Source organism: Streptomyces sp. NPDC054794 (genome assembly GCF_053611585.1).
Genome location: NZ_JBSHAQ010000002.1, coordinates 171,680 through 184,061 on the forward strand (window position 1 = coordinate 171,680; position 12,382 = coordinate 184,061).

Here is a 12,382-nt window from a genome sequence, read left to right on the forward strand (position 1 = left end):
GGGGCGAACGCGTATCGCTGGGACCGAACGGCTCAGCCGGACCCGCCCAACCGAACCCGCTCGACCCGCACCGTTCAGCCCCGCTCGACCGCCACCCCTCAGCCGAACCCCCTCCGCCCGCACCACCCAGCGGTCCCCACTCGCCCGCCCCCGTCACCCATCCGCCCGCCCAAAGACCGGCCCCAACATCAACTGGGCTGCCCCCTCCGCAACATCCCAGCCCCCGCCGGAGGCGACCCGTACCGGAACCAGGCCGCCCAGGACACCCTCCCGGCGGGCCCGTTCCGTCAGGACCTCGACGACGCCGTGGACGAAGACCTCCGGTGCGGCAGCCACCGTGCGGCCGCCGAGCAGGATCAGGTCGATGTCGAGCAGCCCGACGAGGTTCGCCGCCGCCGCGCCCAGCACCCGCGCGGCCTCGGCCGGCTCGCCACGCCCCACGGCCGCCAGGCACAGCGCCTCGACGCAGCCCCGTCCGCCGCATGCGCAGACCGGTCCGTCCAGCTGAATCACCTGGTGGCCGAACTCCCCGGCCCCGGTCCGCGCCCCCCGGTGCACGCTCCCCCCGATCACCAGACCGGCCCCGAGCCCGGTACCGAGATGCAGATATGCGAACGACCCGCCCTCGCCCCCGACGGCCAGCCCGAGCGCCGCCGCGTTCGTGTCCTTGTCGACCACGACGGGCAGCCCGAGCCGCCGGGCGAGCGCGTCCCGGAGGGGAAAGCCGTCCCACTCGGGGAAGCCGGTGACCCGATGCAGGACGCCGTTCGTGTGGTCGAGCGGGCCGGGCGAGGCGACGCCCACGCCGAGCAGGGTCTCCGGCGGCGCCGGCGCCTCGGACACCAGGGTCTCCACCGCCCGCCCCGCGCCCTCGACCACCGCTTCCGCCCCGGCCCCGAAGTCCAGCGCGACCCGGCGCTCCCGTACGACCGCCCCGGTCAGATCGCAGAGCACCGCCCGCAGTTCGTCCCGGTCCAGATGCACCCCCACCGCGTGCCCCGCCTCCGGCACCAGCCGCAGCACGGTCCGCGGCTTGCCCCCGGTGGACGCTCGCCGCCCGGCCTCGGCCGCGAACCCCTCCTCCCGCAGCCGCGCGGTGATCTTGCTGACCGCCTGCGGGGTGAGCCCGGTGCGCTCGGCCAGTTCGAGCCGGCTGATGCCCTCGGTCCCGGCCGCACGCAGCAGATCGAGCACCAGCGCCGTGTTGTGACTGCGCACGGCGAGCAGATTCGCTCCCGTCGGCCCGCTTCCGCTCCTCGTCCTGTTCACGCCATCCATTCTCCCCGGCGCTTGCACTTTAGCAACAGCGTTGCGAAAGTGGGACGCATGACTGCTGCTACTCCCCTCCGCGTGGGCCTGATCGGCTACGGCCTCGCGGGCTCCGTCTTCCACGCCCCGCTGATCGCCGCCACCGAGGGTCTCGCGCTCGACACGGTGGTCACCTCGAACCCCGAGCGGCAGGAGCAGGCCCGGGCCGAGTTCCCGGACGTGCGGATCGCGGCCACGCCCGACGAGCTGTTCGACCGCGCCGACGAGCTCGACCTGATCGTCATCGCCTCCCCGAACCGGACGCACGTCCCGCTCGCCACCACCGCCCTCAAGGCGGGCCTGCCGGTCGTCGTCGACAAGCCGATCGCGGGCACGGCCGCCGAGGCGCGCGATCTCGCCGCCCTCGCCGAGGAGCGCGGCCTGCTGCTGTCGGTGTTCCAGAACCGCCGCTGGGACAACGACTTCCTGACCCTGCGCCGGCTGATCGCCGAGGGCGAGCTGGGCGAGGTGTGGCGGTTCGAGTCGCGGTTCGAGCGCTGGCGGCCGCAGCCCAAGGGCGGCTGGCGGGAGTCCGGCGACCCGGCAGAGATCGGAGGTCTGCTGTACGACCTCGGCAGCCATGTCGTCGACCAGGCCCTGGTCCTGTTCGGCCCGGTCACCGAGGTGTACGCCGAGACGGTCCTGCGCCGCCCCGGCGCGGAGACCGACGACGACACCTTCATCGCCCTCACGCACGCCGGCGGCGTCCGCTCGCACCTGTACGCCTCCGCGACGACGGCCCAACTCGGCCCGCGTTTTAGGGTCCTGGGCTCGGAGGCGGGCTATGTGAAGTACGGCCTGGACCCGCAGGAGGCGGCGCTGCGGGAGGGTCTGCGCCCCGGCCCGGCCTGGGGAGGGGAACCCGAGGCCCTGTGGGGCCGGCTCGGCGCGGGCGAGTCCCCGCTGACCGACGGCGGTCGTCCCGTACCGACCGTGCCCGGCGACTACCCCGCGTACTACGCGGCCGTGGCCCGGGCCCTCGCCGGCGCCGGCCCCAACCCGGTGACCGCGTTGGAGGCGGCCGCCGCCCTCGACGTACTCGAAGCCGCCCGGCGCTCCGCCCACGACAAGGTGACGGTGACCCTCTGATGCACCACCCGCAGATCACCCCGAAGTACGCCCCCGAGCTCACCCCGTCCGTCGAGGAGCTGGAGAAGCAGGAACGCCGCCTGGTGCTCACGCAGTTCACGTACGACGACGCCTGGGCCCTCGGCTCGCTCCTCGTCGAACTGGCCCGGGAGCGGCAGGCCCCCGTCGCGATCGACATCCACCGCGCCGGGCAGCAGCTCTTCCACGCCGCCCTGCCCGGCTCCACCCCCGACAACGACGCCTGGATCGCCCGCAAGCGCCGCGTCGTGGAGCGCTACAACGCCTCGTCCTACCTGGTCGGCGCCCGCTTCCGGGCCAAGGGCACGACGTTCGAGGAGTCTTCCCGCCTCGACCCCGACGTGTACGCGGCACACGGCGGCTCGTTCCCGATCGCCGTACTCGGCGTGGGCGTGATCGGCGCGGTCACCGTCTCCGGGTTGCCGCAGCTGCAGGACCATCGTTTGGTGGTGGAGGCGCTGGAGCAGTTCCTGGACCGGTAGCCGGGCCGGGGATCCGGACCGGGGACCCAGACCGGGGATCCTGACCGGGGATCCTGACCGGGGATTATCCTGAGGCACCCTCCGGTTGTGACTGCTGTCACGCCGTCACGGCACAGCACCCGACCGGAGGGATCACCACCGATGAGCGACAGTGCAGGGCGCCTGAAGGACACCATCGGCCGCTACGGCATCTGGAGCGTCGGACTGCGCTCGGAGGACCCGGACCAGCGTGCCGAGATCGCCGAGGCGGCCGCCGAGCTCGAACAACTCGGCTACGGCGCCGCCTGGCTGGGCGGCAGCAGCGCCGTGCGCCACGCCGTGCCGCTCATCGAGGCGACGTCGACGCTCACCGTCGGCACCAGCATCCAGAGCATCTGGGACTACGAGGCCGCCGAGAGCGCGGCGGGCTTCGCCGCGGTCGAGGCCGCCCACCCCGGCCGCTTCGTCCTGGGGCTCGGCATCAGCCACGCCCGGCTCGCTTCCCAGTACCGCCGCCCGTACTCGGCCCTGGTCGCCTACCTCGACGCCCTGGACGCGGCCGGGGTGCCCGCGGACCGCCGGGTACTGGCCGCCCTCGGCCCGAAGACCCTGGAGCTGGCCGGCACCCGCGCGGCCGGCGCGATCCCCTACCTGGTCACCCCCGAGCACACGGCCGAGGCCCGTGAGATCCTCGGCGCCGATTCGCTGCTGGCCCCGGAGTTCAAGGTCGTCCTGGAGACGGACCCGGACAAGGCGCGCGCCCTGGCCCGCGACACCCTCGCCCTGTACCTGGCCCTCCCCAACTACACCGACACCTGGCTCCGCCTCGGCTTCACCGAGGACGACCTCTTGGACGGCGGCAGCGACCGCCTGGTCGACACCTTCTTCGCCTGGGGCGACGAGACGAGGATCCGCTCCCGCGTCGAGGCCTTCCACGAGGCGGGCGCGGACCACGTGGCCCTCCAGGTGGTAACCGACGGCACCCGCAACGCCCTGCCCCGCGAGGCCTGGAGGAGGCTGGCTTCTCTGCTGGCGTGAGCGAACCCCCCAAGGGGCGCGGGGCCGTATCATCATGCGGCTCCGCCGCGTGGGCGCGACGAACCACGACGAACCCGCAGCCGCCGTCGACGCGCAGCCCCCACCCCTTTGGGCGCCGACCGCCAAAAAACCTACGCGTCCTTGAGTTCCTGCCGCTGCCGACCGAGCCCCTCCACCTCCAGCTCGACCACGTCCCCGGCCCGAAGGAACGGCTTCGGCTCGGGCTGCCCCAGCGCGACCCCGGCCGGCGTACCGGTGTTGATGACGTCGCCGGGGTACAGCGTCATGAACTGACTGACGTACCGCACGACTTCCGCGACCGGGAAGATCTGCTGGGCCGTCGTCCCGTCCTGCTTCAGCTCGCCGTTGACCCAGAGCCGCAGCGACAGGCTCTGCGGGTCCGGCACCTCGTCCGCGGTCACCAGCCACGGCCCCAGCGGGTTGAACGTCTCGCAGTTCTTCCCCTTGTCCCAGGTGCCGCCCCGCTCGATCTGGAACTCCCGCTCGGACACGTCGTGCGCGACCGCGTACCCGGCCACGTGCGCGAGCGCCTCGTCCGCCGACTCCAGATAGCGGGCCGTACGTCCGATGACGACGGCCAGTTCCACCTCCCAGTCAGTCTTGCTCGAACCGCGCGGCACGAGCACGGTGTCGTGCGGCCCGACGACCGTGTCCGCCGCCTTGAAGAAGATCACCGGCTCGGTGGGCGGCTCGGCCCCCGTCTCCCGCGCGTGGTCGTGGTAGTTCAGCCCGATGCACACGATCTTGCCGATCCGCCCCAGCGGCGGCCCGACCCGCAGCCCGGCCGGGTCCAGCGCGGGCAGCTCCCCGGCCTCGGCGGCGGCCCGGACCCGGCCGAACGCGGCGTCGTCGGCGAGCAGTGCCCCGTCGATGTCGTCCACGACCCCCGACAGGTCCCGCAGGATCCCCTCGGCGTCCAGCAACGCGGGTCGCTCCGCTCCCGCCGTACCGACTCGCAGCAGCTTCATGGTCACCATCTCCCTTGATAGCGGGCGCCCGACCGATGGGTGCAGCCATCGGAGGACTGGTCGATCCTCCAAGGTCGCTGTGCAGTCCGCAATACCGCGTTCACGTACTGGACCGTAGGTTCAGGAGGCCGCGGCCGGGCGGTACAGCACCGCCCGCTCGACGGCGCTCCAGGTCGTGCTGGTCACGACGTACAGCGCGGCGGCCAGCGGCACCAGGGCCACGGTCAGGAGCGTGGCATACGACAGGAAGGGCATGACCTTGCCGACGGCGGCGAGGCCGGGCACCTGCTCGTCGGTGGCGGAAACCGGCATCGAGCCGCCCGCGGCCGCCATCCGCTTCGTACGGACGTAGTTGAAGGTGGCGACGGCGGCGACCACGGCGAAGAGCCCGAGGTACACGAGCCCGGCCGCCCCGAAGACCCCGCCGTCGCCGAGGGCGTCGGCCCAGCGCCCGCCGAGGGGCGCGGCGAACAGCTCGTGCGTCAGCAGGCCGTTGCTCTCGCCGCCGACCTCCCGGCTGGAGAACAGGTGGTAGAGGAGGAAGAAGGCGGGCAGTTGGAGCAGGCTCGGCAGCAGCCCGCTCAGTGGGGACACCTTCTCCTCGGCGTGCAGCTCCAGCACCGCCTTCTGAAGCCTCTCCGGGTCCTTCTTGTGCTTCTTCCGCAGCTCGGCGATCTTCGGCTGGAGCGCGGCCCGGGCGCGCCGGCCGCGGGCGGCGGCCCGGGAGAGCGGCAGCACGAGGAGCCGTACGAGCGCGGTGAACAGGACGATCGCGGCGGCGGCCGCAAAGGCGTGGAAGAGCGGGTGGAGCAGGTCGGCGAGGTGCTCGACAAGCGTGGCGAAAACGGACATGGGTGAGCCCTCCGTGGGTCTCGTCGTGCCGGAGTGGGTGCACCTGGGTGCGGGAATGTCGGCATGACGACCCGCGCGGGGTCACGGTCGGCTGATCGGGTGCCCTACGCGCTGGTCGCCGGGAGGGCGTGTCCGGGTGCTCGGGGTCGCTGCCGCCCCGAGGCGTCGGGATCGCGTTGCGGCAGGAAGGCCGTACGACGGTCCCGGTCGCGGATGGCCGTACGCACCCGGGTGGGTGGCACGGCGGGCGCGCAGCGCGCGGTGACGAGGGAGCAGGCGGCGAGCGCGGAGGCGGCGGCCGCGGTTGCCGTCGCCGCGAGCGCGACGGCGGTGAAGAGGGTACCGGTGTCGAGCAGCGCGACCTGAAGGAGCAGGAGCAGCAGGACGGCGGCGGGGCGCAGGACGCCCCGGCTGCGGATCATCGCCCGCCCCTCCCCTCTCACCCTCGGTCGACCCGCTGGTCGATCAGGACCGACCTACCGGTCGATCACGCATGCTCGATCTCGATGGGCTCCAGCAGCCGCTTGGGCTTGAGGAGCGCCCGGCTGACCGGGTCGGCCGGGTCCGGGTCGAGTCCCTCCCCCGGCACAGAGAGGACGTCCGCGGCGGGCACAAAAGTTCCGCAGGCGGGGCATTCGCCGTACGAACCGAGTTCGGTACCGCAGTTCACGTGCAGGAAGTGGCGCAGCCGGCGCTCCGTGAAGTGCTCGCGCCCCCAGACGCCGAGGGCCCGCAGCGCCGGCCACAGCTCGATCCCGCGCTCGGTCAGGACGTACTCGTCCCGTGGCGGCGACTCCTGGTACCGGCGCTTTTCGAGGATCCCCTCCTCGGTGAGCGTCTTCAGGCGGGCCGACAGGACGGCGCGCGGGATGCCGAGGTGGACGAGGAAGTCGTTGTAGCGCCGGACGCCGTAGAGGGCGTCGCGGACGACGAGGAGCGTCCAGCGCTCGCCGACGATCTCCAGCGCCCGAGCGATCGAGCACTCCTGCGTCGCGTAGTCCTTGCCCAGTGCCATGCGGCCCACTGTAACGCTTTTGAGCTTCTTGGTTCAATCACTGAACCTATGGTGCTACGGTACGAGGGCAAGGTAGGTTCAATGACTGAACCCAGCCTCGTCGACGAATGACTCGAAGCCCTTGAGGCTGCGAACGTCCCGGAAGGACAGCCATGCCCCAGCTGGACACCGCCACGACCGCGGACGTGCGGCACGGGCACGCCGAAGCGCCCGCGAACGCCCGGGCCACCCTGGCCCTGACCAGCGCCGCGACGGCGGTCGCCCTCATGACGTACACCGCCCCGGTGGTCACCCTCCCCGGCACGGTGGCCGCCCTGCACACCCCACTCTCCGCCCAGGCCTGGCTGTTGAACGGCACCCCGCTGGGCCTCGCCGCGCTCCTCCTGGTGGCCGGCAGCCTGGCCGACGACTACGGGCGCCGCCGGATCTTCCTGCTCGGCACCCTCGCCCTCGGCGTCACGACGGCGCTCGGCGGCCTCGCCTCGACCACCTGGCTGTTCACCCTGGCCCGGATCGCCCAGGGCGCGGCGAGCGCGGCGATCCTGGCGAGCAGCCTGGGCCTGCTGGTGACGGCCTTCCCGAGCCCGCGGGGCCGCCTGCACGCGACCGGCGTGTGGGGAGCCTTCGTGAGCGGCGGCATCGCGGTCGGCCCGCTGGTCGCCGGCGCGATGCCCGACTGGCGGGTGGCGTACGCCGTCCTCGGCGCGGTGGCGCTGGTGGTGGCCGGGCTCGGTGTCCGCCCCCTGGCGGAGTCCCGCTCCCCCCGGGGCGGCCGCCCCGACCTGCTGGGCGCGCTGACCTTCGGCCCGGCGCTGGTGGCGCTGGTCGCGGCGCTGACGCTGGGCCGCGACGGCTGGCTGCGGGCGCCGGTGGGGCTGCTGCTGGCGGCGGCCGTGGTGCTGCTCGGCCTGTTCGTACTGCGGGAGCGGCGGGCCCGTACCCCCATGATCGACCTGGGCCTGCTGCGCCACCGCCGCTTCCTGGCCTCCTCGGCGGCCGGCCTGTTCACGGGCCTGGCGGTGCTCGGCCTGTTCAGCTTCCTCCCCGCGGTGCTGCAGCAGGCGCTGCACCTGTCCGCGATCCAGACGGCCTGGCTGTTCCTGCTGTGGTCCGGCCTGTCCTTCGGGGTGGCCCTGCAGGCCAAGCGCCTGGCGGGCCGCGTGACCCCGCGCCGGCAACTTGCCATCGGCTTCCTGCTGCACGCCGGCGGCGCGCTGACGATGCTCGGCGCGATCGACGCGGGTTCCTGGCCCCGCCTGCTGCCCGGCCTCGTCCTCGGCGGCATCGGCAGCGGCCTGCTGAACGCCGCGCTGCCCCTGCTGGCGGTGGAGTCGGTCCCGGTCGCACGCGCGGCGATGGGCTCCGGCGCCCAGCAGACGTTCCGCTACATCGGCTCCTGCGCGGGCGTGGCCCTCACGATCGCCCTCGTCACGTCCTCCTCCGGCGGCCTCGGCCAGGGCACGAACGTGGCGATCGTGGTGTCGGCGGCGCTGGCGGTGGTGGGGGCGGGGACTGTGCTGGCGTTGCGGGACCGGAACTGAACGACGACCGACGGCCGCTACGCGCCCCCAGCCGCAGAGGACCGGCTCTTGCCGAGCCGAGCGGCAGGAGCCCGGAACACGATTCCCGACCCCCGGGACCCCAGCAGCACGTCGAAGACCCCACCGTCCAGGACGGAGACCTGAACCTCCTTGGCCTCGGCCGCTCCCCATCCCGTGACCCGGAGCCCGTCCACACCCGTGAAGACGACGAAGAACTCGAAGCCGTCGCCACCCTCTCCGCGTTCGAAGCCCAGGGTCACCGAGTCTCCGCGCTCATCGATGTGAACGTAGAACAGTCCCCAGTCATGGGATTCGAGCAGCCGCATCCAGTCAGCGCTCATAGAAGACCTTCGAGTCGGTGCCGGGAACGGACGAATACAGCCGGGCATCCACCTTGCTCACGAAGAGATGCGGCCCGCTGTCCGCCCCATCACTCCCGGCCTTGAACGCGCTCACATGCCTGACCACCACGGACTCGTTGCACACCAACTCCAAGACCGTCCCCCGCCCGCGCACCGTCACCCGCATCCGCCGCTCGGCCCCCAGCGGAACCATCTCCACATCACCGACGACGGGCGGATCCCACTCCACCAGGGAGACCCCCTCCACCGCCACGAACTCGAACTGGCACTGCACGGCGTCCATCCCCGCGTCGGCCCACTCGGACGGAGCCGACGCGGGAAAGTACGGAAGATCGACCCGCAACGTCACGGTCGGGCCACGCCAGTTGAGATTGACGGACCGAATCCTGACGCCGTTCAAGTCGGGAACATCACCGTAGAGGTTCCACAGAACCCCAGGATTCACGAGAAACCGGGCGATCCTAGTGCGATTCATGATCGCCCCTGGGCATCAGCTTCATCGCGTCCTCCTGAGAAATCTCCAGGAGAGCCTCGTGCGCGAAGGACTCGATGTCGTCGACATACGGCAGGACCCCCTCACGCTTCGTGCAGAACGTCACGTTGGCCGTGAGGAAGTCGTCCTCCAACCCGCCCCGGGAGAGGGAGACATACCCGAACACGGGCCAGACGAAGGACTCCGGAACCGCCCGCAGCGCGGCACAGGCGTACGACAGCGACCGCCGCAGGAGCCGCACCCCACGCTCGCGGCCGTCCCGGGGAAGGTCCCCATCCGTCATTCCGCGCCCGTTCACGGCGGACTCGAACTGCACCACATCCGTACAACCGTCCGGATCATCCGGACGGTACCCAGAGCGCAGCGCCCCAAGCAGTTGCGCGTCGCGATACCCGAGCATCCATCCCTCGGCCAGCACCGACAGAAGGGGCTCCGGGACTTCCCGCCTCCGAAGCGCGAGAGGAGCGTCAACTGCCCAGCGCAAAGCCATTTCCGAGTTCATCCTCACGCTTTCCCCTCCCCGGTCACTCCGTAGTGATCACAACCCACTCCTCCGGACAGGAAGCACCTTCCCCGCGACGCCTCACTCACCACAGGCTCCCGCGGTCCGGCGAGTCACGCCCGCAGGTAGAGCTGCTCGGCTTCCAGGACCGCGGCGCCCAGCGGGTTGTCGTAGGGCCAGGAGTCGGCGACGACGTGAGCCGCGCCTCGCAGGCGCTGTTCCTCGGGCGGCAGCTCCGGGGAGGACAGCTGTTGCGCATGTGTCCAGTTGCCTGCGGATCGAGGAAAGTTGCTCGGCATTGCACACGGCTTGTTCGGTTGCAGCGAAGGGCCTTTGTGCGGCCTTTCGGGACACTATGGCTCCGGTAGGTCCGTGTCGGGGTCTCATACGTATGTCTGTTTCCGCCGCCAGGACGCCCATCCGCTGCTCCACCCCCGGCCTTCGATGAGGGTCATCCCTGACCATTTCTGCTTCAGAGTTGGTAGGGATAAAGTTCAATCTCTGGAGTATCGAACTTGATCTTCGCCCCAGGCTGCGGGGGCACGGCCCCATCCGCCATCTCGACGAGCACGATGTCGCGCCCGATGCGAACACTCATCACGGAGTCCTCGTCGACAGTCTGAACCGTTCCGCGTACTGTCACCGCCTGCCGCCGCAAGCCGTCACCGGTGAGTGTGTCGGATTCCCCGACACCCGGGAGCCAGGCCGCGACCTCCTCGGAGATCTCGACCTCCACGTCGAACTGCCCCTCGGTCGGCACGGCGCCACCCTGCCACACCCCCCAGGCCTCTCCCAGTTCACTCCTGAACCGCACAACCCGACCTTCGGCGTCGAGAATTTCCAGCACTTCGATTCGCATTACTTGAACCCCAATGGACGCCACATGCTCCCCCAGCGGCCTCGGCCAGGGCACGGACGTGGCGGTGGTGGGAGTGGGGAGTGTAGTGGCGTTGCGGGAGCGGACGTGGTCGACCGTCGTCGCGTTCCTCACCCCTGAAAGCTGAGCTTGTGGTCATGGGTCGGGTCGGCGGAGCACACGAAGACATCGAGGTGACCGCCTCGACCGATCCGCACCTGGGTGGGGGAGTTCACGCCGTGCCGGCCGATCAGGGGGAGGTCCTCGATCGGAGTCCAGCTGCTGCGAAGGCCTCCCCACTCAGCCGAAGCGATGGTCAGCAGAAGACCCATGTAGCTCCCGCACGAGCAGAGGAACATATGGGGGCCGGTCACGCCCCACGCCGCGTAACCGCCGACTTTCCAGCCGGGAGCGATGGAGAGGTCACCGTCGTAGGACAGGGGCTCACCCTCGCCGTCGGCTTCTTCGTCGGCTTCCTCCCACAGCGCCTCCTCCCACTCCTCGATGCGCTGCCGAAGCCCCTCAGGGAGCAACTCACCCCACTCGTGCTCCGTGACCTGCTCCGGGGCGAGAACACAAGGTTCCGGTACGTAGTCCTCGTCACCGACGGCGGCAGGACACGGCGGTTCGGCCAGGATCTCGCCGACGTCGGCCGAACTGCGCCACACCAGGTGGACCCGCGGACAGGGAGGCGATCCATGCCCGTCGAACGGACACCACAACACCTGAAGGAGATCGCGCCCCTCGGGCATCACGAGCCCGGAAACTTCCCGCGCGAACAGTTGGGCCAGCGGCAGCAGGGGAACGGGGGCATTGTCGCCGAGTTCAGGCACCTGGTGCTCGCGGCCGAGTTCCGTCAGGATGCGCCGCTCCCCGTCCGTAGGGCCCGCACCGCCCCGACGCCGGGCTTCAGCGAACACCCGACGCTCCTCGCGGACGTCCTCGACGCGCCTCCCCCGATCCCGGCGGTGCCGCTCCCGGCAGACCGGCCACGTCTCGCCAGCGGGCCACAGGAGCGGCCCGCCCACAGAACTCTGATCGGGCTTCGGCGCCCCGGGACGCGGATGAAGCCGAGTACAGCCCTTCCCGAAGCCGGCCAGTTCGGGGAACTCCGCCTCGATGTCCAGGGGACGCGATGGAGTGGTACGGGTCATGGTCATCCGTGGTACCACCTTGACCTCAATCTCCTTCATCACCGGCGTATTCACCGGATTCTGGGTGAGTGTGACCAGGTTCTGCCGGGCAAGTGGTCCCCTCCGCTGGGCGACCTGCCGGTCAGTACAAGGGTTCACGCCCCGTGATCCGGCGATAGGCATCGTCGAGAAGGTCGTCGTCGACCTCCAACTCCCCTTCCTCGACGAAGTACGCACCGCTTGTGTATGCGGCCAGTTGTACGCGGAGCATCTCCTCGATTGTGAGGAACTCCACCTCCGTGTCCGCACCTTCGAGCACCCCGGCGACGCCGATGAACTCGTCACCCTTCCAGACGGCGGCATAAAGGTCTGCGGATGCCGACAGAAGGATCGGCAACCACTGCCCCATTTCGTCCAGATCGGAATTTCCGAGGCTGTGCACATCCCGGGCCTCCTCCACAGAGGGGAAGATGTATCCGGGAACAAACGCCGCGTCACCGACGGTCTGACCGGCGCGGCGACGGGTTCCGTTGCACCAGGCGAACCAGTCCGACACCGCAGGCGGGACGGTGCCGACCAGTTGACGCACTCGGTCCTCCGGGTGGCCCGGCCTTTCCAAGTCGTCCACCACGGGGCGCCCCAGGCGCGCCAACTGTTCCTGGACTTCTTCCAGCAATTCGGTTACAGCAGTCATGAATTGGCCCTCCTCCCGAGAACTCTACAGG

The 12,382-nt window shown here is 70.9% G+C and carries 16 protein-coding genes; 4 read left to right on the forward strand and 12 right to left on the reverse strand.

Annotated elements, in window-relative coordinates:
* Window positions 1-153: 153 nt before the first annotated feature.
* Complete coding sequence (locus ACWGKT_RS02865; protein ID WP_453272201.1) at window positions 154-1,278, reverse strand: ROK family transcriptional regulator; 1,125 nt, start codon at window positions 1,276-1,278, stop codon at window positions 154-156.
* A gap of 48 nt (window positions 1,279-1,326) precedes the next feature.
* Here ACWGKT_RS02865 and ACWGKT_RS02870 point away from each other — a divergent pair, with 48 nt between their 5' ends.
* From ACWGKT_RS02870 to ACWGKT_RS02880, 3 genes are all read left to right on the forward strand, one after another.
* A complete protein-coding gene (locus ACWGKT_RS02870; protein WP_453272202.1) occupies window positions 1,327-2,397 on the forward strand; it encodes a Gfo/Idh/MocA family protein in 1,071 nt (356 codons plus the stop codon).
* A complete protein-coding gene (locus ACWGKT_RS02875; protein ID WP_356153068.1) occupies window positions 2,397-2,897 on the forward strand; it encodes a heme-degrading domain-containing protein in 501 nt (166 codons plus the stop codon). Before ACWGKT_RS02870 ends, ACWGKT_RS02875 begins: the two co-directional genes overlap by 1 nt.
* Before the next feature lie 141 nt (window positions 2,898-3,038).
* Window positions 3,039-3,914, forward strand: coding sequence for an LLM class F420-dependent oxidoreductase (locus tag ACWGKT_RS02880; RefSeq protein ID WP_453272203.1), 876 nt, complete (start codon window positions 3,039-3,041; stop codon window positions 3,912-3,914).
* Between the two features lie 131 nt (window positions 3,915-4,045).
* On the opposite strand, the gene ACWGKT_RS02885 is transcribed toward ACWGKT_RS02880, so the two are convergent.
* From ACWGKT_RS02885 to ACWGKT_RS02900, 4 genes are all read right to left on the reverse strand, one after another.
* On the reverse strand, window positions 4,046-4,903 hold the full coding sequence (locus tag ACWGKT_RS02885) for a fumarylacetoacetate hydrolase family protein (protein WP_356153062.1): 858 nt from the start codon (window positions 4,901-4,903) through the stop codon (window positions 4,046-4,048).
* Between the two features lie 120 nt (window positions 4,904-5,023).
* Window positions 5,024-5,755, reverse strand: a complete 732-nt coding sequence (gene yidC, locus ACWGKT_RS02890) for a membrane protein insertase YidC (RefSeq protein WP_453272204.1) — start codon at window positions 5,753-5,755, stop codon at window positions 5,024-5,026.
* 104 nt (window positions 5,756-5,859) lie between these two features.
* Window positions 5,860-6,177 carry a DUF6412 domain-containing protein gene (locus ACWGKT_RS02895; RefSeq protein WP_356153056.1) on the reverse strand — a complete coding sequence of 106 codons (318 nt, stop codon included), beginning with the start codon at window positions 6,175-6,177 and terminating at the stop codon, window positions 5,860-5,862.
* A gap of 65 nt (window positions 6,178-6,242) precedes the next feature.
* A complete protein-coding gene (locus tag ACWGKT_RS02900) occupies window positions 6,243-6,770 on the reverse strand; it encodes a winged helix-turn-helix transcriptional regulator (RefSeq protein ID WP_453272205.1) in 528 nt (175 codons plus the stop codon).
* Window positions 6,771-6,922: 152 nt separating this feature from the next.
* Between ACWGKT_RS02900 and ACWGKT_RS02905 the strand changes: the two genes are divergently transcribed.
* Entirely contained in the window at window positions 6,923-8,311 is a 1,389-nt protein-coding gene (locus ACWGKT_RS02905; protein ID WP_453272206.1) for an MFS transporter, read from the forward strand.
* A gap of 17 nt (window positions 8,312-8,328) precedes the next feature.
* Here the strand turns inward: ACWGKT_RS02905 and ACWGKT_RS02910 are convergent, their stop codons facing one another.
* The 7 genes from ACWGKT_RS02910 to ACWGKT_RS02940 form a co-directional block, all read right to left on the reverse strand.
* The gene (locus ACWGKT_RS02910; RefSeq protein WP_453272207.1) at window positions 8,329-8,652 is read right to left on the reverse strand and encodes an Imm50 family immunity protein; all 324 of its coding nucleotides are present in this window, start codon (window positions 8,650-8,652) and stop codon (window positions 8,329-8,331) included.
* On the reverse strand, window positions 8,642-9,118 hold the full coding sequence (locus ACWGKT_RS02915; RefSeq protein WP_453272208.1) for an Imm50 family immunity protein: 477 nt from the start codon (window positions 9,116-9,118) through the stop codon (window positions 8,642-8,644). Before ACWGKT_RS02915 ends, ACWGKT_RS02910 begins: the two co-directional genes overlap by 11 nt.
* Before the next feature lie 16 nt (window positions 9,119-9,134).
* Entirely contained in the window at window positions 9,135-9,449 is a 315-nt protein-coding gene (locus ACWGKT_RS02920) for a hypothetical protein (protein WP_453272209.1), read from the reverse strand.
* A gap of 332 nt (window positions 9,450-9,781) precedes the next feature.
* A complete protein-coding gene (locus ACWGKT_RS02925; RefSeq protein ID WP_453272210.1) occupies window positions 9,782-9,967 on the reverse strand; it encodes a hypothetical protein in 186 nt (61 codons plus the stop codon).
* A 173-nt stretch (window positions 9,968-10,140) separates the two neighbouring features.
* Complete coding sequence (locus tag ACWGKT_RS02930; protein ID WP_453272211.1) at window positions 10,141-10,527, reverse strand: hypothetical protein; 387 nt, start codon at window positions 10,525-10,527, stop codon at window positions 10,141-10,143.
* 128 nt (window positions 10,528-10,655) lie between these two features.
* Window positions 10,656-11,840, reverse strand: a complete 1,185-nt coding sequence (locus ACWGKT_RS02935) for a hypothetical protein (RefSeq protein ID WP_453272212.1) — start codon at window positions 11,838-11,840, stop codon at window positions 10,656-10,658.
* The gene (locus tag ACWGKT_RS02940) at window positions 11,800-12,351 is read right to left on the reverse strand and encodes a hypothetical protein (protein ID WP_453272213.1); all 552 of its coding nucleotides are present in this window, start codon (window positions 12,349-12,351) and stop codon (window positions 11,800-11,802) included. Before ACWGKT_RS02940 ends, ACWGKT_RS02935 begins: the two co-directional genes overlap by 41 nt.
* Between the last annotated feature and the right edge of the window lie 31 nt (window positions 12,352-12,382).